Raw genomic sequence first — 22,250 nt, forward strand, 5'->3', positions numbered from 1 at the left:
TGGAGTCAGAATGCGAAAGCGGAGCGGACATCATTCTGCATTACGGGATTTCCTTCAAAGCGAAGCGTCCGGTGGGATCATCCTGATCGCGGCGGCGGCGGCGGCGATGATCGTCGCCAACTGCCCGTTACGCGCAATGTATGAAGGCGTGCTGCACACCACGACCGGCCCCGTTTTGACGCAGAAACTTGGGCCAATGAATGCGCATCTCTGGATCAACGACGGCCTGATGGCGATCTTCTTTCTTCTCGTTGGATTGGAGATAAAGCGTGAACTCGTCGATGGTCGGCTGTCGAACTGGAGGCAGCGGCGGCTTCCCTTCATCGCTGCGGGCGCGGGGATGGTCGTGCCGGCAATCCTTTATCTGGTCGTCACCGGCGGCCGTACGGAGCTCTCCGCCGGATGGGCGATCCCTGCGGCCACGGATATCGCATTCGCGATCGGTGTCTTAGCGCTGCTCGGTAGCCGTGCCCCGACGTCGCTCAAACTCTTCCTGACTACCGTCGCAATCGTCGACGATATGGGCGCGGTCGCCGTGATTGCGGTCGCGTACACAGCGAGCATCAATTGTGCCGCGCTGTTCGCCGCCACCGCGGTGATGGGCGCGATGTTCGTCATGAACCGAGCAGGCGTGCGGGCGCTGTGGCCCTATCTGCTCGCTTTCGTGCTGCTTTGGTACGCCGTGTTGCTGTCTGGGGTGCATGCGACGGTTGCTGGCGTGCTCGCCGCGATGCTGATCCCGATCATGCGCTCGCCGGGCGCCCCCGACCTAGCGACGTCGCCACTGCACCGGCTCGAGCATGGACTGCATCCTTGGGTGGCATATATGATCGTGCCACTGTTCGGGTTCGCTAATGCCGGCGTATCGTTTGCGGAAATGGGTGCCGCACAGATCTTCGCTCCGCTTCCGCTCGGCATCGCCGCGGGGCTTTTCATCGGCAAGCAACTTGGCATCTTCGCCAGCGTCTGGCTCGCCGTGCGCATTGGTTGGGCGAACCGCCCAAGTGGCTCGACGTGGCTGCAAATTTATGGTGTCGCGCTGTTGTGCGGGATCGGCTTCACTATGAGCCTTTTCATCGGCGCGCTGGCATTTCCCGGCAATCCGGCGCTTGTCGAGGAGGCCAAGATCGGCGTCTTGGGCGGATCGGTTGTTTCTGCCGTGGCTGGTTTTCTCGTGCTGAGGCTGGCCCCTCTCCGTCATGCTCAACCGCCGTCCGAGTCTATCGGAGCTTCGCCTGTACAATAATCAAGGCGAACGAGACCTTCTTGTTGAGTTTAAAACGCCACCTTGAAACATGAACCGCCGTCAGGGCGGCGCCCGTTTGCGAGCACGCCGCCGAGTTAGATGCGCTTGCCCTCGCCGAGAACACTGAAATTTTACCAATTGGCTCCTCGCCGAAGGCGAGGGGCCGACTTTGCGGCGCTTGGGATAAACCCGTCATTCAGGAGAACGATAGCGAATGACCGGTGTCCAATGAAGTGACCGTTCGCGCGGCGACGAGTTGTAGCCGGGGAAGGAGCAAGTCTGGGCCGATCACATGTCCACACCTATGCGTTCCAATATTCAGCGCGAACCGCGTTAGATCATTTCCTTGTCCAACCTGCGGGCGCTTCAAATTTGAGGGCTGACCGGCGCTCGAAGGCAAGGTACCCAGTGTTCGCGTTCCGGCGAACGGCGGTGCATTACATCCATTGGAGATTGTGTTGGATCATAGCGAGTGGTGGCAAACCTACATGGATCGATGGTCGGCAATGCCGTTCCATGATCTGATAGCTGCGGCAGCGATCCTTGGCACCGCGCTGTTGCTGGGATTAATCGCAGCCCGCCTTGCTTGCCAATATGTCCTCCCAGCCCTTACTCCCAAGCATGCGTCAGGCATCTCAGCTCGGCTGGCAGCGCTGACGCGAGCCGGGGTCGCCGCGCTTGTTCTGACGGCTTTCCTCGGCATCGGTGGGATGGGACCGGGTGCCGATCTTCTGCTTGCCGCTGGCCTTGGGATTGCAGTTGCCGCGCTGGCGTACGGAATTTTCCGGTTGTTGGGAGTGCGAAGCGGACCTGGCATCCTGATTGCCACTACAGCGCTGTTCATCGTGCTGGCGAGCCGACTGGGTGGTCTGGCTCCGCTCATTGAGGGATTGGACGGAGCCAGCATCGGGATCGGCGCGCGGCGTATCTCGCTGCTCGACATCGTCAATACCGTGGGGTTGTCTCTCTTGCTGTTCGTGGCAGCACGCGCACTCCTGCGCTGGGTCCTGCGCTGGATCGGACAGGTCAGTCTACTAGATGCCGCGCAACGCGTGCTGTTCCAGAAGGTCGCTCAGATCGCGGTTGTCACGCTCGCCATTTTCCTCGGCATTGACCTTCTCGGCATCGACCTGACGGCGCTGGCGGTGTTCTCGGGTGCGTTCGGTCTCGCTGTCGGCTTCGGGCTGCAGAAGACGCTGGGTAATCTCATTGCTGGCCTCATCCTGCTGCTTGATCGATCGATTAAACCAGGTGACGTCATCGCAGTTGGAGACACTTTCGGGTGGGTCAACAAGATTGGGGTCCGGGCCGTCTCGGTCCTGACCCGTGACGGCAAGGAGCACCTGATCCCGAACGAACTGCTGATGACCGAGGAGGTCGAGAACTGGTCGTTCTCAAGCCGAGACGTCAGGGTTCATGTCGGTTTTCATGTCTCGTTCGACTGCGATCTACGGCTCGCGCAGCGGCTCGCGGTCGACGCGGCGTCCATTTCGCCACGCGTGCTTAAAGAGCCGGCACCCGTATGCTGGATAAAGGCGTTCGGCGACAACGGGGTCGAATTCGATCTGCGGATCTGGATCGACAGTCCCGAGTCAGGGGTGGGTAACGTCACAAGCGACGTGTTCTTTCGCATCTGGGATCTGTTCAAAGAACATGGCGTCACCATGCCCGTGCCTCAGCGTGATCTACGCTTTCGCCCGCCGCTTGTGGAGCAGGTGACGACATCAAAGCCGCAGCAGGCTGATGTCCCGGGACCGACCCGATAGCTCGGTGGAGATTATGCAACGCGGCGCACGCGGACGAGCATGCGCGCATCATTGGAAATCCTCTTCTTGCGCTGACGTTGTCCAATCTGCATCAAGTTATGGTCGAGTGCCAATAAGTGAACTTTGCCGTCCCGACGACTGCTTCTGTCTGGAGCTGACGCTCGTAGGCTGTAGGTCGGACGCCGGAAGTTGGTCGCTTGCTGCGGTTAGGTCCGAGGCTTTGCCGCTCATGATGCTTGGCGGGCCCAACCGCGAGGTCCTCGTGGAAGCTGGAGACGCGCTGATCCTTCCGGTCGGTGCCGGCCATCGGCGCGTCAGGGCGAGCGGCGATTTCCTCGTGGTCGGCGCCTATCCCGATGGTCAACGCTGGGACATCTGCACAGACGACCTTCCGCCACGATGCGCGAGCAAATGGCCAGCCTTGCGGTGCCACCCCATGATCCAGTCACGGGAAAGCCGATGAAATGGTCCACTCCGGCTAATCGAGCTTGAGCTTGGCCTTTAGCGTATCGATCCGCTTGGAAGCATCGGCCTTGCTGAGGTGCTCGGGCGGGAGCGCTTCGCCCGCCTCTTCGCACAGCGTCGCAAGATAAGAGGCCTGCGCGCCGGTCATGGGATCGTCGCCGGAGATCCAGTTGTCGGGCGCCTTCTCGGTATTGGAGCCAGGATGTTCATCAAGCTTGGGGTTATGCATCTGGTCGGCCATGGCCGCGCTCCTTGTTCTTGCAATGTTCCTTTCATAACGGCGCGCAGGTCAGCGGTTCCCGCTCGTCAGTGCTGCCTGGCAAACCATTCGGTGTAATGCGTGGTGGGGGCCATATGGCGGGTGAGGTCCGGCGCGCCGTCGGTTCACCAGCACGTCAACCAGACGCTGTCGCTCCTATTCGCGGAGCGCGGGATTCGACGCGCCACAGCTGGCCACGCATCACAATGACACGTCCGTCGTCGGTCGTAAGCGCCGCGCGCTTCGCCTGTCTGGCATGCCTGGTCATCTCGCTATGGGAACGCAGCGTCCGGGGACGGGTTTCTTGGGAATTGCGCGAGAGGATCGACATGATGGCTGCCCGGAGCTTCAAACCCACCCAAAAGATGGCGTCGGCCGCGCGGCGCGGTCTGCATTTGCGGGAAAAGTTCGATCGCGGCGGGACGCAGGTCGGCATGGATCGGGCGCATCAGCTCACGGAGGGCCGCGACCTTTCGGAAGCCGATGTGAAATCGATGCACAGCTTCTTCGCGCGACACGCGGTTGATAAGGATACGAAGACCCACAAGTGGAACTCCGACAGCGACCCGTCCGCCGGTTTCATCGCCTGGCTGCTGTGGGGCGGGGACGCCGGCAAGGTCTGGGCTGACCGCAAGGCCAAGAGCCTCGATAACTGAAGGAGAAAACCCTTGAAGCTGTATTATTCACCGGGCGCGTGCAGCCTCGCCGACCATATAGCGCTCATCGAAGCCAACTTGCCATTCGAGGCGGTGAAGGTCGACCTGAAGGCCAAAGCCACCGTCAGTGGCGAAGACTATACCGCGATCAATCCCAAGGCCTATGTGCCGGCCCTAGGCCTCGACGAAGGCGGCGTGCTTACCGAGAATATCGCAATCCTGAGCTACATCGCCGCAAAGGCGGGCAAGCTGATGCCGGGCGGTGATCTCGGCCGCTTCCGAGGTCTGGAGGCTCTCGCCTACATTTCGACCGAGCTGCACAAGGGTTTCAAGCCATTTTTCTCGCCCGGGTCGTCCGATGCCGAGAAGGAACAGGCGAAGGAGACACTCGGCAAGCGCTTCTCCCTGTTCGAGGGACAGCTCGCCGACCAGCAATTTGTTCTGGGCGACAGCTTCACCGTCGCCGACTGCTACCTCTTTGTCATGCTCTTCTGGTCGAAGACGAAGGCCGATGTCCCCGTGCCGCCGCGTCTCACGGCCTATTATGAGCGGCTGAACGCCAGAGACAGTATACGCAAGGCATTGGCGGACGAGGAGATTGGCTGAGATCAGCTGCCTGGGACAAATCCGTCGCGGTCGGCGTAATCGGTACCAACCGCAACGCAGATCGCGCGGAGCGCCGGCTGAAGGCCTTCCTCATAAGTTGGATGATAGAAGGGCATCTTGAGCAGCGCGTCGGCGGTCAGGCCCTGCTGGATCGCCCATGCCAGAAGATGCGCACTGTGCTCGACCGCCGGTCCGACCATGTGCGCCGCAAGCAGCTTGCCCTTTTCGGCATCGGCCACGATCTTCACACAGCCCGCGTTCGTCGCAAATACCTTCGCACGGCCCTGATCGGAATAGGAGGCCGAGCCAGACACAGTCTTCGCGCCTTTCGGGACCTCGCCGACCTGCGCCATCGCCGGCGAGGTGAACATGATCGCCATCGGCGTCATCCGTTCGCCTGGCTTCACGTTCGGATAACAGGCAGCGTTATGCCCGGCGATCGCGCCTTCAGCCTGCGCCTCGTGCAGTACCGGTCGACTATGGTCGGCGTCGCCGGCCATGAAGATCGGCGCGTCCTCGCATTGCATTGTAGCCGGATCGACTTCCGGCGCGCCATGCTTGTCGAGCCTGAGACCGGTGGTTTCAAGACCGATGTCGAGCTGGGCCGGCCGGCCGGCGGCAGCAAGAATATAACTGAATGTCGCTTTGCCCTTGCTCTTACCGGTCCATGCGAAGGCGACGGCTTTGCCGTCGGTGGCTGCGGTCAGCTTCACGCCCAGATGGATGAGAAACTCGGCTTCCAGGCATTGGCGCAGCGGCTCTGCAATCTCATCGTCTTCGAGGCCGGCGAGGCCGCCGCCTTTGTCAAACACCGCCACATCGACGCCAAGGCGGGCGAGCGCCTGCGCGAGCTCGAGCCCGAGGGGCCCCGCGCCGATCACGCCCACCGATTGGGGCAGATCATCAAGTTCAAATAGCGTTTCGTTCGTCAGCACGGCATGGCTGACGTTGGCAAGAAAGTCGGGGATCGACGGCCGGGCACCAGTCGCGATGACGATTGCCTTGGCCATCACCGCGTTGCCATCATCGAGGATTAGGCGGTTCGGGCCATCGAAACGCGCGCGTGCCTTGTGCTTCGAGCCATCGAGCAATTTGGCGAACTGGTCCTTGACCCCTGAGACAAACCCGTCGCGCACGCCGCGCAGCCTTGTCATCACTGCGGCACCATCGATCTCGGCCGTGCCTTTGACCCCGAATATCTCTGCACCGCGCGCATCATGGGCGGCATTGCCGGCGGCGATCAGCAATTTGGAGGGCATGCAACCGACCGTCGTGCAGGTCGTGCCGGCGAAAGCCTCGTCAATTAAAAGGGTCTTTGCGCCCTTGGCGCGCGCAGCGCGCTCGGCTCCGAGGCCTGCGGTGCCCGCGCCGATGATGGCGACATCACAGCTGAATTTCGACATCTATGCGTCAGTCCTTCGACAGCGCGCCGGGCTTGTGCGCGGCGCGTTTGCCTTCTTCGGTTTCGACCAGATATTCGGGATTGTCCTTGGAGGCGGCAACCTTGTGGCCCTTGATGGTGGTCGAGCTGGTGAGCTTCCTCAGCACTTCTCCATGCGCTTCGCCGCCGTGGCTTTCCAGCTAACCTCTTCGCCCTTTCGTAGTGCCTTCGTCATCGTGTCTCTCCTGCGCTCAAGACAACTCACGATGGCGCAATCAGTTCTCCCGGAAATACAGAAGGGCTTGACCGAGTTGCCCGTTGTTCAAACGCGGCAAGATGAACGCATCGAGGGTGACACCCGTTCGATCCTAACATAGATAGCTATAATGCCTGCTCACCATACGCTTCACGTTGTCCTGACACGTCCGCTTGTCGAATATGTTCGCAGCCAAGTGTTGGACGGCCAATACTCCAATGCCAGCCAGGTCGTGCGGGCGGCGATCGAGCTTCATGCGAAAGCCGCCACCGAACGACCGGTGGCCCCTTTTCCAAAGATCGATGCGATAGATGACTGAGCCGCACTGGTCGGAAGACGAGCGCCTCGCAGCGCTTCGCAAATATGACATTTTGGATACGCCGGCAGAGCCGGAGTTCGACGACGCTGTAGCGTTGGTCAGAACAATTTGCGGAACGCCTATCGCCCTAGTCAGCCTCGTCGATGACTGCCGACAATGGTTTAAGGCCAAGGCTGGTGTCGATGCCGAGCAAACCGACCTCGACACCTCGGTTTGTGCGCTCGCGATCCGGCAGGACGAGCTGTTTGTCATCGAGGATCTCTCGAGCGATCCTCGAACCGCGCATATGTCGTTGGTCACTGGCGACCCGGAAATTCGTTTTTACGCCGGCATGCCTTTGACAACATCTCAGGGATTTTCGTTAGGCAGTCTCTGCGCAATCGACATCGAGCCGAGACCTGAGGGGCTAAATGACGAGCAGGAACAGGCGCTCAAGGCCCTTGCGCGGCAGGTTGTAGCCCAAATCGAAATGCGCGGCGCGATCAGCACGCGGGATCGAACCATCGTCACGCAGGAGCGCCGGCAGGCGCAAGCGGCGCGGGATTCAGCCGTCCTGCGGACGATGCTTCGTGCGCAGCAAGAGGTTTTGAACGTTGGGGGCGACTTCGACGCGAGCCTTCAGGCACTGGTAGACGCCGCCCTGAATGCCGTAGAACCCGCCGATGGCGTCGTGGTCGCAGTCCGTGATGGCGAGTGCCTGGTCTATCGCGCGACCAATTTCGGCTCGTTGGAGGAGGTCGGCACAACCTTGTCGATCGCGGACTCTTTTTCTGGCCGCTGCCTGACCGAAGAGGTGACTCTCGTCACGGCCAACGCCGCCGATGATGATCGGGTGGACAGGGAAATGGCGGCTCGCCTGAACATTGGTTCGATGGTCGTGGTGCCGCTCACCCGCCATGGCGAGCCTTTTGGCGTTCTAAAGCTGCGTTCGGCCCAACGCGACGCTTTTCGGTCACGGGACATCCTCATCTGCCAGATGCTCGCAGGCCTCATTTCCACCAGCTTCACGGAAAGCGCCGAGATCGCCGCGCTGCGGTCGGTGACCGAAGCGTCGGAGAGCTATCGGCACATCGTCGATTCCGCGATCGACAGCGCTATCATCAGCACGGACGAAGACGGGCTGATCACAAGCTGGAGCAAGGGCGCCGAAACCATCATGGGGTGGGCAGAGGAGGAGGTGCTGGGCAAGCATCTCGGCGTCATCTTCACGCCCGAAGATCTTGCGTCGAACCGTCCGACAAGAGAGTTGGAGCGCGCGGCGCGCGATGGGCGCGCTTCCGATGAGCGCTGGCATATCCGCAAGGATGGCAGCCTTTTCTATGCCCATGGCGCGGTCACCCCGCTGCTGGGTTCGGGAAAAGGCTATGTGAAAAGCTTGCGCGACGTCACCGAGGAGCATGCAACGCGGACGGAACTCGACGCGAGCCGTCTTCAGCTCGACACCGCTTTGGAAACCGGTCTCATCGGCTTTTTCAATTGGGACATTCAAAACGATCGCGTGCGCGGCGATTCCCGTTTCGCGGAGTTTTATGGTCTAGATGCGGATCGATTAGCGGAAGGCATGCCGATGCGAGCTGCATTCGGCCGTATCTTTCCAGCGGACCTGCCCGCGCTCGAAGCGGAACTGCCGAAAATTTTTGCATCCTGCGTGGATTATTCGCACAGCTACCGCGTCCTTCGCGATGACGGTGGCACCCGCTGGATGCTGGTTCGGGGACGGTGTGTTGAACAGGAAAATGGTCGTCCACTCCGATATGTGGGCACATCCGTCGATGTCACCGAGCAGCGCGAAGCGGAAGAGCACCTGCAGCTCAGCCGGGAAAGATTGGAGCTCGCGACACGCGCGGCCGAACTGGGCAGCTTTGACTATCTGCCGCAGCAAGACTTGCTGCACTGGGACAATCGCTGTCGGGCTTTGTTCGGGATCTCGCCCGGCGCGCCGATATCGTACGAGGGAAGCTATCTTGCCGGTCTTCACCCGGAGGATCGCGACAGGGCGGACGCAGCGGTCCGCAAGGCGTTGGATCCGGCCGGATCTGGCCGATTCGACATCAACTATCGAACCATTGGGATAAAGGACGGCAAGGAGCGTTTCATCCTCGCCAAGGGCCTGGCCGTGTTCGCCGAAGGTGTGCCGATCCGTCTGCTCGGGACAGTGCAGGACGTAACCGCCGACCACCGGTCGCGAGCCCTGCTGGCCGAGACGGAGGAACGGTTCAGGCTGGCTATCCGGGCAACCAATGATGCGATCTGGGATTGGGATCTACGCCGCGATCATGTCCAGTGGAACGACGCGCTTGAGCGCAGTTATGGGCATGGGCTTAGCAGTGTTGCGCCAGTTGGCGCCTGGTGGCTGGATCACATTCACGCCGATGACCGGGAGCGCGTGAGCAATAGCATTCACGCCGTCATCAATGGCGCGGATTCAGATTGGGCTGACGAATACCGCTTCCAACGAGCGGACGGCAGCTACGCGGATGTGCGCGATCGTGGTTATGTCATCCGGGATAGCGACGGCAATGCGATCCGCATGCTGGGCGCGCTGCTCGATCAGACCGACCGCAAGACGATCGAGCGAAACCTTCAGGCTCTCAACGCCACGCTCGAGATCGACGTCAACGAACGAACCGAGGAACTCAACCGCCTGTGGGAAAGCTCGCCGGATTTGCTCGTCGTGCTGGATTTCGAGGGGGCCGTACAGCGCGTCAATCCTGCCTGGTCGACGGTGCTGGGTTATTCGCCGGAAGAGTTGCTCGGTCACTATATCAACGACTTTGTCTGTCCAGACGATGTCAGCATCACCGAGCAGGCACTGGCTGACGCTGCAGGGGGGCCGCTGCCAACTGTCGAGAACCGCTATTTCCACAAGGATGGCTCGATCCGCTGGATGTCGTGGGTAGCTGCGCCAACGGAGCATGCCATTTACGCGACTGGGCGTCACGTCACAGCTGAGAAGGAGGCTGAGGCCGCCCTGCGCGCAGCTGAAGACCAGCTCCGGCAGGCGCAGAAGGTGGAGGCGATTGGCCAATTGACTGGCGGCGTCGCGCACGACTTCAACAATCTCCTGACCGTCATCAGAGGATCGGCGGACCTGCTGGCGCGCGACAATGTCTCCGATGAGAAGCGCAAGCGCTACGTGGAGGCAATAGCGGTCACCGCCGACCGCGCGACCAAACTCACGAGCCAACTCCTCGCCTTCGCCCGGCGGTCGTCCTTGAAGCCAGAGGTTTTCGATGCCGGCAGTGCGGTTCGCGGGCTTCACGACATGATGGGAACGCTGACGGGTTCGATGATCGACGTAGCGATTGATCTTCCGGAAGAAGCACTCTTCATCAAGGCGGATCGGAGCCAGTTCGAAACAGCCATGGTGAACATGGCTGTCAATGCGCGAGACGCCATGGACCGGCAGGGCCGGATCAACATAGCGGTGCGCGTGGTGGACACCATTCCCGCATCGCGTGTTCATGAGAAATTGATCGGCGAGTTCGTGGCCGTGTCTATCGCTGATGAGGGATCGGGCATCGCGCCCGACAAGATTGACCAGATCTTCGAGCCCTTCTTCACGTCAAAGGCGGTTGGCGAAGGCACGGGCCTTGGGCTTTCGCAGGTGTTCGGCTTTGCCAAGCAATCGGGCGGCGAGGTCCTGGTTGCAAGCAAGCTGGGCGAAGGCTCGACATTCACTCTCTATCTGCCGCGGGCCGACGCCAGCAAACATGATGTGTCAGCAACGCGCGACGCGGGCCCGGTAGCCACCACCGGTGCCTGCATTCTTGTCGTTGAAGACAATGCCGATGTTGGAACATTTGCAACGACGGCCCTCGCGGAACTGGGTCATTTTACCGTGCTGGCAAGCGGCGCCGAGGAGGCTTTGGCGAAACTCTCGGCTGGCGCATCGTCGTTCGACGCGATATTTTCTGACGTTGTCATGCCCGGCATGAATGGAGTGGATTTCGCTCGAGAGGTAGCGCGCCTTTATCCTGGTATCCCAATCCTGCTGACCAGCGGATATAGCAGCGTCCTCGCGGAGGAAGGTGCCCATGGGTTCAGTCTGCTGCATAAGCCCTACTCAGTCACCGATCTCTCCCGAGCATTGCAGTTGGTCATTCTGAACAAAGATGGGGGCCAATAGTCGAAGGCGAACGAATTCCCTTCCGCGCCACAGCTGAGATCGCGCGGGAGGTCGGCGCGCTCCGTATCGAGCCCGTCCACTTGCCGCGCTATGTCAGCGACGAAGCTACGCTGCTCGCGGAAATCGAATTAGCGGCCCTGAGCCCGAACGGGTGGGGTCGCGGGCAAATTGTCATTTTTCAGGCGCGCTTGCCGGTTCGGCATAGGTCCCGATGAGTTCGCCGGTGGCCAGAACATGGCCTTGTGCGGCGCTGAGCAACTGGTCGCGGGTGGCGCCGAGCGGCAGATCGAGCATCCGATCGAGCGCTAGCATCTGGAAATGATAGTGATGTGAACGGTCGCCCTTCGGTGGGCGGGGACCATACCAGCCAATCGATCCGTGCGACGTCGACCCTTGCAGGAGGCCTTCCAGCATCTGTCCCGTAAGCCGATCGCGTTCCTGCAGCCCGGCGGGGAGGCGCATCGTGGCCGGTGGAATATTCCAGGCGACCCAATGCACGACTGGGTTGGGACTTGCTGCGTCAGGGTCTTCCATGATGATCGCATAGGATTGCGCGTGCGGCACGGCGGTCCAGCTCAGGGCGGGCGATATGCCAAGACCATATTCGCTATGTTCGCGCGGGATTGCGCCATTGTGCCCAAATCCCGTCGCGCTCACCTGTAGCCGCGTGTTCGTGAACGTGCGTGTCTCTGGGCGCTGAAGCGCGAGCGGCACATTCGAACCGCGGCCCGCTTGCTCCATCATCGGTTCGGCGGGCGGCGCATAGGGTGCAACGCCCGCTGGCGCGCCATCATAGGTGATGCGGTAGAGAACCCCATTGGCATCGTCCGATAAAAGCAGCGATCCGTCGCGCATCACCGCTACGCCGCACGGGCGGCCGAACTGGCTGCCACCGTCGCTCGCCATGAAGCCCGAAAGGAACGTCTCGATGCGAACGGGTTGTCCTCGCGCGTCGAAGCGAATTCGGGCGAGCTCGTATCCGGAGGCCGGCTTGCGATTCCAGCTTCCATGCAGCGCAACGAAGGCATCTCCGGCCGCATCCCGTCCAAAACCACCGCCCGGATGGAAGGCCAGTTGCATGCCGGCGCTGTGTGCGACATGCATCAGCGCCGGGTTTGTCGATGCGGCCGCCCATTGGGCCGCACTCAGTCCGCCGGGCGGCTCGTCCTGGGGATTGCGCTGGCCGTTCTCGAAGACATAGGGCCAGCCGTAGCGCTTGCCGCGCTCGATGCGGTTTAGCTCTTCTTTCTGCAGATCGTTGCCGAGCCAGTCGATCCCCTGATCCCAACCCCACAGTTCGCCCGTGCGCGGGTGCCAGCCAAAGCCGATCGTGTTCCGAAGGCCCGAAGCCCAGATTTCGCGCTTCTTGCCGTCGAGGCTGGCGCGCTGGATCGTTGCATTCTCCTGGCTGGACTCATCGCACGCATTACAGGTCGAGCCAGAACTGATGTAGAGCATGTTGTCGGGTCCGACCGACAAGGTCCGGTTGAGATGCTGACCGGCATCGGGAAGATCGTCGATCAGCGTCTTGATTTCGCCGAGTCCGCCGTCGGGCCGGATCGGGGCGCTGAACACCTCGCGTGCGGTCATGAAATAGAGCGTGCTGTCGTGGATGGTGAGACCGTGAAGGCCTGGCCGGTTGACGACCACCTGTGGCGGTCCATCGGCGCGCCCATCGCCATTGCGATCGACCAGGCGGATGATGTCGGCTTCCGAGCGCCGGCTGACGAAGACGTCACCGTTGGCCGCGACGGCGATCATGCGCGTATTGCCCAGATCGCTGGCCCAGACCGACACCCGATAGCCCCGTGGCAGTTTAAGCTGGCCTACGAAATCGGGACCCGGCTTGCGGGGCGTCAACTCGAAGAAATGCGCATTCGCCGGACGCTTGTCGTTATCCTCCGGGCTGCTCTGTCCAAACGCGGGGGACACCGTCACCAACAGGGCGAACAAAAGCAGTGCGATTTTCATAAACAGGTCTCCTGGTCTTGCAGGAAATGTTTGAATCCGGTTTCTGCTCCCTCATGTTTGGCGGGAAGGTACTTAAACGATCATCTTCGTTCACATCCGCATTGTGATCACCGGATCGAAGGGTGGCGAATAAGATGGCCCGGTCAGGTCGGCAGCGAGGGATCGATTTCGAGCCGTCGCGATTGAGCGTTACATGGAAATCAGCGCGAATCCGCAGTGGCAGCAATTGACGATGTACGCAGCAGGTGGGGCTATCCTACTTGCGATCTTGTTCAACATTCCCTTTGTTGGCCGGATACTGCGCGCGCTCTTCTCGCTTGCCTTGCTCGGCCTATGCCTGTTCCTGCTTCTTCAGCAGGCGCCGTTCGATCCCACCTTGGGGCGGATCGCCGCCCATATCGGTCTCGATAGCCAGACGGTCTCTGGCGGAGAGGTGCGGATCCGCATGGCGCGCGACGGGCACTTCTGGGCCCAGGTCAGCCTCAATGGCTATGAACGCCGGATGTTGATCGACAGCGGTGCCACCATCACGGCGTTGTCCGAGCAAACCGCGACCGCAGCATCGGTGGAGCGCGGAAGCAGCCTCCTGCCGGTCGTCATGCAAACCGCGAACGGGGCGGTGCCGGCGCAAACCGGGACCATCGCGCGACTGACGGTTGGCGACATCGAGGCGCGCGATCTCAAGGTGGTGGTCTCACCAGCGTTGCGGGGGATCGACGTGCTCGGCATGAATTTTCTGTCGCAGTTGGCATCCTGGCGCGTCGAGGGGCGCACACTCATCCTGGTGCCGCAGCCGCTCGGACAACAAAGCTAAGCGCTCACAGCCGCCTGGAGCCTAGCTTCCCCAACACCATCCGTAACTGATCACCTACATCGAGCATTCCATCGACGGCAATCGCGTGCTCCGAGACAGTCGGCGGTTCCATTGCTGCAAGCTGGCTGTCCAGCATGCTCGCGGGCATGAAGTGGCCCGACCGGTTCTGTAATCGAACCCGCAGTTCAGCTTCATCGTTTACGATGAATATCGGAATGACAGTCTCCTGTTCGGCGATCACGATCTGTCGCGGCCGGCCGGTTCAACGCCGGAGCGACCACCCATGGCGCTGTCGAGAAGGCTCAGCAAGGCAGGGGGCGACGTCAGACTCGCCGTGACACTTAGAGTGTCCTTGTCGTCGGCGCGCAGGCGAGAGGGAAGTTCGCGCTGGACAAGATCGGAGAAGGCTGCGGCCAGCCAGTCGAGGCAAGAATTGGCAGTGAAGGGGTCGTTGACGCCAGGGGAAAGCGCCCGCGCTGCGATCTCGACAAGTTCGTCGATCAGGAAGCGCAGGTCCTGCAGCGGCGTGCGCCGTGATCCCATCGCGTAAGCGGCGCGCAGGCACCTGGTCGCCTCATCGCTGCAGCGCTCTGCTGGCCAGACCTCGGCCAGCACGCTGCCGCAATGCGCGAAGTCTCCAGGCTGATAGCGCAGTCGCACGACGAGATCGTCGCGCCGGGCGATATCCATCATCGACCACTTGGATATAGCCGGTGGTCTTCGCGCGGATCGCTACGCGTTGCTGGGCGAGGTCTATCTCATCGCTGTCGCGTAATGCAGCCGGCACCTGGGTCTCCTCGTCAGCCGCTTCTGTGTCGAGCGGCTGCCCGACGAAGGTTGGAAAGCGATTGTCGATCTCTGCCAACAGCCGCTCGCCGACTTCCTTGATCACGCTGTTGATATGGATCCGCTGCGGCACGAATGCGGCCGCGCCTGCGCCGCTTTCGCCCGGCGAGCGGATCGTGCGCAGTACCACCATCGAATAGAGGAAGGTGGCGATGAAGGTGCCAAGCGTCACCTGATTGCCGCGATCGGCCATGAAGTTGCTGAGCAGGCGCTGCCCATATTGTCCCGAGGCAAAGACGACAGCGGCAATGGTGACGGAGAATGTCGTGCCGGCGACACCGATCATCGACCCGCCGACGGAGGAGAGCAGACTTCGGGCCCCGTCGGGGCGCGCGGCATAGAGCCAGGGCAAGCGATCCATCCAGGTCGAGCCGAAATGACTGTCGATGAACACCATCGCGAGCGCGAGCAGCAGCGCAGCGCCGGTCATCAGCGACGGCACGAACCAGTAGCTCTCGCGCAGGTTGTCGACGAAGCGAACGAAGCGCGCCTTCACGCCTCCTGGCTCGCTGTTCCGGTGTCGCGGCGCGCGATCCGGCGCTTGCCGGGCGTATTGGCACCAGAGGGCCAGCCTTCGCGCTGTTTGGAACGGTCGCCGTCGATCTCCTCGGTCTGGTCGTGGAACAGCATGACCGTGGTAGGGAAGGGGAGATCGATCGCATTGGCCTTGGCCGCTTCGTAGATGGCCTGGATCACCCTGGCCTGAACATGGACGACGTTCGTGCGCTTGGAGTCGGTCCACCAGCGAACGCGAACGGTCACATAGCTGTCGTCGAGCCCCCATTGCAGCGCCTCTGCTGCCGGCTCCTGCTCGACACCTTCGACGGCTGCGGAGGCCGCCGCAAACAGTCGGCAGGCCTTGGCGGGATCATCGCCATAGCCGATGCCAACGTCGAACTGGGAGCGGCGTACAGGGAAGGCGGTATTGACGGTTACGGGAGAGGTATAGATATCGGAATTGGGAATGATCACCCGCCGCCCGTCATAGGTTTTGATCAGCGTTGCGCGGCTCTGGATATGTTCGACCGTCCCTTCGAAATCCTTTACGACGATCTGGTCGCCACGGCGGAATGGACGATTGATGAGCAGGAGAATGCCCGCCAGCAAATTCTGCAGAATGTCCTTGAAGGCAAAGCCGATCGCGACCGAGCCGATGCCGAGGGAAGAGATGATCGTAGCGGGTTTGACGCTCGGGAAGATAATGACCGAGGCAATCAGGATCGCGGCCGCAATGATCAGCCCAAAGGCGAGCGAAGCGATTACGCCGCCAAGATCGATCAGCCCTTTGTGGTGAAAGCCTTTTCTTATCCCGCGGGCGACGAGCTTGCCTACGAACCACATCAGGAGAACGAAGAGGATCCCGCCGACGATATTTGGAAGCTGCAGGAAAAAGTCGTTGCTGGCGGTGTGCAGCTTGGCGAGGATCAGATCGAGCGGGTTTTTCACCGGCGGTGGCGTGACGGGCTGCATCTTTTTCGAACAAGGGCCGCACCGCCCGGTTCCCTTTCATCCCTTGCTGGCCTGATACCGTCGAGCGGCAGGTGGGCGGCGTTTTTGGAATGCCCTTCATGAAGGGCGAACTTTTCAGACGAGAGGATGCGCACAGCAAAAAGGCGCCGCTCGCAGAGCGACGCCCTTTGCCAAGGCCGAGTCGTTACTTGGCGCCGACACCCGGTTCGGTGGTCTTGCGTGCCTTACCGTCTTCGACCCGACCTTCATTGCGAAGATCGCGGCCTTCCTCCGCCTTCTTCTGGCTCTCGGGCGACTTGCCGTGCTCGTTCATCTCTTCCTTCACGTAGCCAGCAGCTTCCTTGGCTTTACCTTCGATGCTCATGAGGTTCTCCTTTGATTTGGATTTCTCATTATTAACTCACGGATCTGAAGGTCGTTCCAGCTAAAGCCGGGCTCAGTGCTGAGCGCCGTGCGACTGCGTCAGCTCGTCCAGTCCACCAAAACGGAACCAGCGATAACCGTGAGGCTCGATCATGATGTGGTGCCGCCCATTCTCGTCGGCTTTGCTGCGATGTGCAGTCTGCAGGCAGATCAGGGCCCGGCGTTCGGTGTCATCTTCAAGGCTATCAAGCTCGAGTTCGGTCGCCTGCCCAGCGAAATTGTGGACGTAGATCGACGCCTCGCCTTGCCAATCGTAGCGAAGGGCAAGAACGCTGGTGGGGCTATCGAGGACGATGCATAGGCCTCGGCCAAGTTCAGGCAGTTCCTTGCGCAGGCGAATGGATCGCTCGGTCCAGTTGAGGAGCGAAGCATGATCGCTGCGCTGGCTCGATACATTGATCTCGCTAAAACCATAGGGCCCGGTATCGATGGGTGGTCGCACCGATGAATCCGACGTGGTGAAGCCGCCATTGGTAGCGCCTGACCATTGCATCGGTGTGCGGGCCGCGTCGCGCTCGGGCAGGTTCAGGTCGTCGCCCATCCCGATCTCGTCGCCGTAGCGCAGTACTGGCGTGCCGGGCAGCGTGAGCATAAGGCTATACGCCAGTTCGAGGCGTGCGCGGTCGCCGCCCAGCATCGGCGCAAGCCGACGGCGGATGCCGCGGTCATAAAGCTGCATCTCCGGTTCCGGCCCGAAAGCCGCGAAGACGGACGAGCGCTGCTCCTCGGTCAGGCGGCCCAGATCCAGTTCGTCGTGATTGCGCAAAAAATTTGCCCATTGAGCCGTCTCGGGCAGTTCCCCAGATTGTGCGATTGCCTGCTTGAGGAGAGTGGTATCCGCGGTCGCGAGCGCGTGAAATAGCGCCTGATTGACGGGAAAGTTGAAGATCATGTGGATCCGGTCGCCATCCTCTCCGAAATACTCCATCGCCTCGTCGGCGGGAATGTTCGCTTCGGCCAGCAGCACGGCGTCGCCCTTGCGCCATTGCGCCATTGCGCGAATGTCCCGCAGCAGGGCATAAGCGGGTTCAGGGTCTTCCACATTGATGCCGTCGGACGCGATCAGGAAAGGCACCGCATCCATGCGGAAGCCAGAGACGCCCAGTTGCAACCAGAATCCGACGATCTTCATGATTTCGGCCTGCACATCGGGATTGGCGATGTTGAGGTCGGGCTGAAACTTGAAGAAGCGGTGGAAATACCAGGCTTTCGCGGTCCGGCTGTAAGTCCATGTCGATTTCTGAACGCCGGGGAAGACGACACCCTTGTCGGCATTATTGGGCTTCTTGTCCGCCCAGATGAAATAGTCACGATAGCGGCATTTGGGATTTGACAGTGCTGACTGGAACCATGGATGCTGATCGGAACAGTGGTTGACCACAAGATCCATGATGACGCGCATGCCGCGCTGATGGCAGGCATTGACGAACTCCGCGAAATCGCCCGGAGAACCGTAGCGCGGATCGACGCCATAATAATCGGCGATGTCGTAGCCGTGATCGCGGTGAGGCGAGGGCTGGAATGGCGCGAGCCAAACTGCGGTGACGCCCAGGCCCTGGAGATAGTCGAGCCGCCGCATGGCGCCCCGAAAGTCGCCTATTCCGTCGCCGTCGGTGTCGAGGAAGGCATCGAGCGACAGGCTATAGATGATTGCATTCTTGTACCACAGGTCGGGTATCATGCCGGGCCTCCGCTGATGCGCAGGATCAGCCCTTCGCCGGCGGCGAGCGTCCCGGGCAGGTTGGGCAGTGACCGGGCTTCACGTGCGGAAAGCATGACGTGCGCCGCGCGCCATTCGGGTGGAAGCGCGAGCGGTACATCGTCCGCCGACAGATTGAGGACGACGCCGACGCCTTGTCCACGTTGATAGGCGAGGATCGGGGCGTCCGTTGCCACCCGCCGATAAGCGCCGTTCAACAAGTCAGCTTCAATCGACCGCAGACGCAGGAGCGCGCGATAGAGGTTGAGCATGGATGTCGGCTGAGCGCTCTGCATCGCCCTATTGCGCTCCGGCCAGTCGTTCGTCAGCGGCAGCCAGGGCTTGACGTCCGAAAAGCCCGCGAAATCAATGTCCGACCATTGCATGGGAGACCGTGAACGATCGCGATTGAAGCTGATTCCCGGCTCGTTGATCGCTGCGGGGTCAAGCACCGTTACACCCGTCATATCGACATCGCCTATGCCGATCTCATCGCCATAATAGAGCGTCGGGGTGCCGCGCAATGTCAGCAACAGCATCGCGGCAATTCGCGCCTGCGTATCGCCGACCCGCGCCGCGATGCGCGGCTGATCGTGGTTGCTAAGCACCCAATTGGGCCAGCCGCCTCGCGGCAGCGCGGCTTCATACTCATCAATCAGCCCACCGATCGCTTCTGCATGCCAAGGGCAATGGATAAGCTGGAAATTGAAGGGCAGATGGACGCCTTGGTTGTCCTTGCCATAATAGGTCATCAGCCGATCGATCGGCAGGTAGATCTCTCCGATCAGCAGGCGGTCGGGATAGCTTTCGATTACCGCGCGCAGTTCCGTGATGACATCATGCACTTCCGGCTGGTCGGCGGAATGGACCTGGAGATATCGGTCGATTTCGGGTCGGTCCGGCGCATAGCCGGGGTTGGGCGGGTTGTCGCGGAACCGGTCGTCCTTGATCAGGTGCCAGATTACATCGACCCGAAACCCGTCCACTCCTTTGTCGAGCCAGAAACGCAGTACGTCCTGCATCGCCTCCCGCACGGCGGAGTTGCGCCAGTTGAGGTCGGGCTGCGCGGCGAGAAAGGCATGATAATAATATTGTCCAGTCGCCTCGTCCCACGTCCACGCACTTCCGCCGAAATTGCTCATCCAGTTGTTGGGGGGGCCGCCATCCGGTGCCGGATCGCGCCAGATATACCAGTCGCGCCGTGGATTATCGCGGCTCGACCGGCTCTCCTTGAACCAGGGGTGCTGATCGGAACTGTGATTGGGCACGAAGTCGAGCAGGAGCTTGAGCCCTCGGCTGTGCGTTTCCTCAAGCAGCCTGTCAAAGGCCGCCATGTCGCCGAACAGCGGATCGATGTCGCAATAGTCCGATACGTCATAGCCGAAGTCGGCCATCGGTGAGCGGAAGATGGGCGACAGCCAGACCGCGCCGACGCCCAGGTCGGAGATATAATCGAGCCGACTGCCTATGCCCTCGATATCTCCCACGCCGTCACCCTCGCTGTCCTGAAAGGATCGGGGATAGATTTGATAAAGAGCGGCCTCGCGCCACCAGCTGCTCATCGCGATTTCCTTCCGAATAATAGCGCGCCTCCCACAGCCGCAAGCAATGCGCCCGCAGTTCCCAGCGCCATCCGATGCTTGGACATCCACCATTGCGGACTGCGCGCGCGGGCGATCGCGTCGAAACGTCCGTGAGCGCCATGATCGCCGGGCACGGGCTCGTAGAGATTGTCGCGATAGCCGGGTTCGATCAACTCCTTATCCTGCTGGCTGTCGACGCCTGTCGCACCGAGATAGTGATCGAGCGCGGACGAGGCGAAACGGTCACCCCATATGGCTTCGAGCGCCGGAAAGCCGACGATGACCTGCTTGCGCCTGTGATGCGCGGCGAAATGGATGGCATCGGCCGCCACTTCCGGCTGGTAAGGCGGGCTTGCGGGCCGGGCCTTTTTCGGCAGCGTGGTTCGCATCCAGTCGAACTGCGGCGTGTTGACGCCCGGCAATTGCACCATGGAGACATGAACATGGCTCTTGGCATGCAGCAACTCGGCGCGGATGGAGTCCTGAAATCCCTGAACGGCATGTTTGGCGCCGCAATAGGCTGATTGAAGCGGGATCCCGCGATAGGCCAGCGCCGAGCCGACCAGCACAATGCTGCCCCGGTCGCGGGGCACCATGCGCTTGAGCGCGGCCATCGTGCCATGCACCTGCCCATGATAGGTCACGTCGGTGACACGGCGATAGTCGTCCAGATTCATGTCAAGAAATTGGGACATCACACCGGCAAAGGCCACGTTGATCCAGATGTCGATCGGGCCGAAATGCGCCTCCGTCGCTTCGGCGGCGGCCTCGACGGCGGCCGCGTCCGCTACGTCGAGAGGGAGCACCAGCGCCTCGCCGCCAGCTTGCTCCACTTCGCGCGCGGCGGCTTCCAGCCCGTCCATGCCACGGGCGATAAGGGCGATGCGGGCGCCATCGCGAGCGAAGCGGCGCACGACGGCGCGTCCGACTCCGGCGGAGGCGCCCGTGACGACTATGACAAGTGCCTTCTTGTGGTTCATCTCTCTCTTCTCTCGCACTTGGCTACACCGTTAAAGCATAGAACCGTTGCAGACTCGTTGGCTTCGCCGTCGGGCAGCGAATACCGGCATAGCCCGCGCGATTCGGGCGCCCGGTTCAATTGGGTCGGTAAAGCGTCGCGCGCCCGTCAACGGGCGAACGCCATTTTCGCTGGTGTGGGGCATGCCTGCCTTGCTAGCGCCCGAAACTCTTATCGGTTCCGCCTAACAGCGAGCGCAAGGAACATCGGCGCGCTTTGGAGCATTTTCCAACATGCCTTTTGACCTGTCCCAAATGCCGCTGTGGACTGTCGGAGCGATTTTTATGTGCGCCGCGGCTGCCGTCTGGGCAGCCGGAAGCCGCTTGGCCATGAGTGTCGATGCGATCGCCCGAAAGTTGCGAATCGGCCCGGCCTTTGCCGGGATGCTGCTGCTCGGTGGCATCACCTCCCTGCCTGAACTGGCGACCGTCACGACATCATCGATCACCGGCAATGCGTCGCTCGCGATCAACAATCTGCTTGGCAGCGTGGCGGTCAATGTCCTGTTGCTCGCGGCCGCAGACATTGTTTTTGGCCGGGGTGCGCTGACCAGTGTTGTCGCCAAGCCTGCGACGCTGATGCAGGGCGTGCTGGGCATGATGCTGCTTGGCATGGTGTCAATGATCATCATAAGCGGCGATTACCCGCTTTTCGGCGTCGGCGTGGGGAGCATCATCGTTGCGGTGGGCGCATTACTGGCGATCCGCATCGCTGCCAGCTTTGAGCAGCGTGAAGTCTGGCAGCCCGCCGAGGATGCCGAAGGGCAGAGTGACGGCGAGGGCGAGGAAAGAAAGGATCCACGCTCTTTACGTCGTCTCGTGCTTATCACTTCCGGACTGGGCCTTCTCATCCTTGTTGCGGGTATCGCACTGTCGCAATCGGCTGATGCGATCGCCACCAAGACGGGCATTTCGTCAGGAATGGTCGGTTTCGTTCTGGTCTCCTTCGCGACCTCGCTGCCTGAACTCAGCTCAATCATCACAGCCGTTCGCGAAAAACGATATGAACTGGCGGTGGGCGACATCTTCGGAACCAATCTCTTTAATCTCATCCTGCTTTTGGTGGCCGATGCGGTGGCATCAGGCGGGCCGGTGCTTGGCAGCGCCGGTACCTTCGAGGCTTTGGGCGCGCTCCTGGCGGTGCTGATGACCGGCTGCTTTACCGTCGGTGTTCTGGAGCGCAAGGATCGCACCGTCTGGCGGATGGGCTATGATGCAGTCGGCGCCCTTGTGCTGTTTGGCGCTGGCATGCTGGTCATGGCCAGGTTCGCGCAATGAGCTGGATCCGATTTTACCGACAAAACCTATTCCGATCGCCAGCGCGATTCCGGCAGCGAAGAAGGC

The 22,250-nt window shown here is 61.2% G+C and carries 20 protein-coding genes; 8 read left to right on the forward strand and 12 right to left on the reverse strand.

Going from position 1 to position 22,250, the window contains the following annotated elements:
• The first annotated feature begins 10 nt into the window (after positions 1-10).
• Both nhaA and QHC67_RS10040 read left to right on the forward strand, forming a co-directional pair.
• Positions 11-1,246 carry a Na+/H+ antiporter NhaA gene (nhaA, locus tag QHC67_RS10035; RefSeq protein WP_319293877.1) on the forward strand — a complete coding sequence of 412 codons (1,236 nt, stop codon included), beginning with the start codon at positions 11-13 and terminating at the stop codon, positions 1,244-1,246.
• Between the two features lie 458 nt (positions 1,247-1,704).
• Entirely contained in the window at positions 1,705-3,012 is a 1,308-nt protein-coding gene (locus tag QHC67_RS10040) for a mechanosensitive ion channel family protein (RefSeq protein WP_319293879.1), read from the forward strand.
• Between the two features lie 478 nt (positions 3,013-3,490).
• Here QHC67_RS10040 and QHC67_RS10045 read toward each other — a convergent pair whose 3' ends face one another.
• On the reverse strand, positions 3,491-3,718 hold the full coding sequence (locus QHC67_RS10045; RefSeq protein WP_319293882.1) for a DUF3072 domain-containing protein: 228 nt from the start codon (positions 3,716-3,718) through the stop codon (positions 3,491-3,493).
• Positions 3,719-3,942: 224 nt separating this feature from the next.
• Here QHC67_RS10045 and QHC67_RS10050 point away from each other — a divergent pair, with 224 nt between their 5' ends.
• Together QHC67_RS10050 and QHC67_RS10055 are read left to right on the forward strand one after the other, a co-directional pair.
• A complete protein-coding gene (locus tag QHC67_RS10050; protein ID WP_319293884.1) occupies positions 3,943-4,392 on the forward strand; it encodes a hypothetical protein in 450 nt (149 codons plus the stop codon).
• 12 nt (positions 4,393-4,404) lie between these two features.
• Positions 4,405-4,998, forward strand: a complete 594-nt coding sequence (locus QHC67_RS10055; RefSeq protein ID WP_319293886.1) for a glutathione binding-like protein — start codon at positions 4,405-4,407, stop codon at positions 4,996-4,998.
• Positions 4,999-5,000: 2 nt separating this feature from the next.
• Here QHC67_RS10055 and QHC67_RS10060 read toward each other — a convergent pair whose 3' ends face one another.
• Both QHC67_RS10060 and QHC67_RS10065 read right to left on the reverse strand, forming a co-directional pair.
• Positions 5,001-6,401, reverse strand: coding sequence for a dihydrolipoyl dehydrogenase (locus QHC67_RS10060; protein ID WP_319293888.1), 1,401 nt, complete (start codon positions 6,399-6,401; stop codon positions 5,001-5,003).
• Between the two features lie 7 nt (positions 6,402-6,408).
• A complete protein-coding gene (locus tag QHC67_RS10065; protein WP_319293890.1) occupies positions 6,409-6,546 on the reverse strand; it encodes a DUF2945 domain-containing protein in 138 nt (45 codons plus the stop codon).
• 219 nt (positions 6,547-6,765) lie between these two features.
• Here QHC67_RS10065 and QHC67_RS10070 point away from each other — a divergent pair, with 219 nt between their 5' ends.
• Entirely contained in the window at positions 6,766-6,954 is a 189-nt protein-coding gene (locus QHC67_RS10070) for a type II toxin-antitoxin system ParD family antitoxin (protein ID WP_319293892.1), read from the forward strand.
• Positions 6,947-11,083 (forward strand): PAS domain S-box protein, encoded by a 4,137-nt coding sequence (locus QHC67_RS10075; protein ID WP_319293894.1) that lies wholly within the window; start codon positions 6,947-6,949, stop codon positions 11,081-11,083. Before QHC67_RS10070 ends, QHC67_RS10075 begins: the two co-directional genes overlap by 8 nt.
• A gap of 171 nt (positions 11,084-11,254) precedes the next feature.
• On the opposite strand, the gene QHC67_RS10080 is transcribed toward QHC67_RS10075, so the two are convergent.
• A complete protein-coding gene (locus tag QHC67_RS10080) occupies positions 11,255-13,054 on the reverse strand; it encodes a YbhB/YbcL family Raf kinase inhibitor-like protein (protein WP_319293896.1) in 1,800 nt (599 codons plus the stop codon).
• A gap of 193 nt (positions 13,055-13,247) precedes the next feature.
• Here QHC67_RS10080 and QHC67_RS10085 point away from each other — a divergent pair, with 193 nt between their 5' ends.
• Positions 13,248-13,868, forward strand: coding sequence for a TIGR02281 family clan AA aspartic protease (locus QHC67_RS10085; protein ID WP_319293898.1), 621 nt, complete (start codon positions 13,248-13,250; stop codon positions 13,866-13,868).
• 4 nt (positions 13,869-13,872) lie between these two features.
• Here QHC67_RS10085 and QHC67_RS10090 read toward each other — a convergent pair whose 3' ends face one another.
• The 8 genes from QHC67_RS10090 to QHC67_RS10125 form a co-directional block, all read right to left on the reverse strand.
• Positions 13,873-14,109, reverse strand: a complete 237-nt coding sequence (locus QHC67_RS10090) for a hypothetical protein (RefSeq protein ID WP_319293900.1) — start codon at positions 14,107-14,109, stop codon at positions 13,873-13,875.
• Positions 14,106-14,561 (reverse strand): DUF2254 family protein, encoded by a 456-nt coding sequence (locus QHC67_RS10095; RefSeq protein ID WP_319293902.1) that lies wholly within the window; start codon positions 14,559-14,561, stop codon positions 14,106-14,108. Before QHC67_RS10095 ends, QHC67_RS10090 begins: the two co-directional genes overlap by 4 nt.
• Positions 14,443-15,210 carry a DUF2254 family protein gene (locus tag QHC67_RS10100; protein ID WP_319293904.1) on the reverse strand — a complete coding sequence of 256 codons (768 nt, stop codon included), beginning with the start codon at positions 15,208-15,210 and terminating at the stop codon, positions 14,443-14,445. Before QHC67_RS10100 ends, QHC67_RS10095 begins: the two co-directional genes overlap by 119 nt.
• Complete coding sequence (locus QHC67_RS10105; protein ID WP_319293906.1) at positions 15,207-16,184, reverse strand: mechanosensitive ion channel family protein; 978 nt, start codon at positions 16,182-16,184, stop codon at positions 15,207-15,209. The genes QHC67_RS10100 and QHC67_RS10105 overlap by 4 nt, the downstream gene beginning before the upstream one ends.
• Positions 16,185-16,368: 184 nt before the next feature.
• Positions 16,369-16,548, reverse strand: coding sequence for a hypothetical protein (locus QHC67_RS10110; protein WP_319293908.1), 180 nt, complete (start codon positions 16,546-16,548; stop codon positions 16,369-16,371).
• 72 nt (positions 16,549-16,620) lie between these two features.
• A complete protein-coding gene (locus tag QHC67_RS10115) occupies positions 16,621-18,288 on the reverse strand; it encodes an alpha-amylase family protein (RefSeq protein ID WP_319293910.1) in 1,668 nt (555 codons plus the stop codon).
• The gene (locus QHC67_RS10120; RefSeq protein ID WP_319293912.1) at positions 18,285-19,868 is read right to left on the reverse strand and encodes an alpha-amylase family glycosyl hydrolase; all 1,584 of its coding nucleotides are present in this window, start codon (positions 19,866-19,868) and stop codon (positions 18,285-18,287) included. Before QHC67_RS10120 ends, QHC67_RS10115 begins: the two co-directional genes overlap by 4 nt.
• The gene (locus tag QHC67_RS10125) at positions 19,865-20,869 is read right to left on the reverse strand and encodes an SDR family oxidoreductase (RefSeq protein WP_319293914.1); all 1,005 of its coding nucleotides are present in this window, start codon (positions 20,867-20,869) and stop codon (positions 19,865-19,867) included. Before QHC67_RS10125 ends, QHC67_RS10120 begins: the two co-directional genes overlap by 4 nt.
• Positions 20,870-21,191: 322 nt before the next feature.
• Between QHC67_RS10125 and QHC67_RS10130 the strand changes: the two genes are divergently transcribed.
• The gene (locus QHC67_RS10130) at positions 21,192-22,184 is read left to right on the forward strand and encodes a sodium:calcium antiporter (RefSeq protein ID WP_319293916.1); all 993 of its coding nucleotides are present in this window, start codon (positions 21,192-21,194) and stop codon (positions 22,182-22,184) included.
• Positions 22,185-22,250 lie beyond the last annotated feature (66 nt).

The organism is Sphingobium sp. (assembly GCF_033795625.1).
GTDB lineage: Bacteria > Pseudomonadota > Alphaproteobacteria > Sphingomonadales > Sphingomonadaceae > Sphingobium.

What these genes read in the sequence shown, in the direction of transcription:
- nhaA (WP_319293877.1), top strand. Translation starts at nt 11, where the DNA reads ATGCGAAAGCGGAGCGGACATCATTCTGCATTACGGGATTTCCTTCAA.
- QHC67_RS10045 (WP_319293882.1), bottom strand. Translation starts at nt 3,718, where the DNA reads ATGGCCGACCAGATGCATAACCCCAAGCTTGATGAACATCCTGGCTCC.
- QHC67_RS10050 (WP_319293884.1), top strand. Translation starts at nt 3,943, where the DNA reads ATGACACGTCCGTCGTCGGTCGTAAGCGCCGCGCGCTTCGCCTGTCTG.
- QHC67_RS10060 (WP_319293888.1), bottom strand. Translation starts at nt 6,401, where the DNA reads ATGTCGAAATTCAGCTGTGATGTCGCCATCATCGGCGCGGGCACCGCA.
- QHC67_RS10070 (WP_319293892.1), top strand. Translation starts at nt 6,766, where the DNA reads ATGCCTGCTCACCATACGCTTCACGTTGTCCTGACACGTCCGCTTGTC.
- QHC67_RS10075 (WP_319293894.1), top strand. Translation starts at nt 6,947, where the DNA reads ATGACTGAGCCGCACTGGTCGGAAGACGAGCGCCTCGCAGCGCTTCGC.
- QHC67_RS10080 (WP_319293896.1), bottom strand. Translation starts at nt 13,054, where the DNA reads ATGAAAATCGCACTGCTTTTGTTCGCCCTGTTGGTGACGGTGTCCCCC.
- QHC67_RS10085 (WP_319293898.1), top strand. Translation starts at nt 13,248, where the DNA reads ATGGAAATCAGCGCGAATCCGCAGTGGCAGCAATTGACGATGTACGCA.
- QHC67_RS10095 (WP_319293902.1), bottom strand. Translation starts at nt 14,561, where the DNA reads ATGATGGATATCGCCCGGCGCGACGATCTCGTCGTGCGACTGCGCTAT.
- QHC67_RS10105 (WP_319293906.1), bottom strand. Translation starts at nt 16,184, where the DNA reads ATGCAGCCCGTCACGCCACCGCCGGTGAAAAACCCGCTCGATCTGATC.
- QHC67_RS10110 (WP_319293908.1), bottom strand. Translation starts at nt 16,548, where the DNA reads ATGAGCATCGAAGGTAAAGCCAAGGAAGCTGCTGGCTACGTGAAGGAA.
- QHC67_RS10115 (WP_319293910.1), bottom strand. Translation starts at nt 18,288, where the DNA reads ATGATACCCGACCTGTGGTACAAGAATGCAATCATCTATAGCCTGTCG.
- QHC67_RS10120 (WP_319293912.1), bottom strand. Translation starts at nt 19,868, where the DNA reads ATGAGCAGCTGGTGGCGCGAGGCCGCTCTTTATCAAATCTATCCCCGA.
- QHC67_RS10125 (WP_319293914.1), bottom strand. Translation starts at nt 20,869, where the DNA reads ATGAACCACAAGAAGGCACTTGTCATAGTCGTCACGGGCGCCTCCGCC.
- QHC67_RS10130 (WP_319293916.1), top strand. Translation starts at nt 21,192, where the DNA reads ATGTGCGCCGCGGCTGCCGTCTGGGCAGCCGGAAGCCGCTTGGCCATG.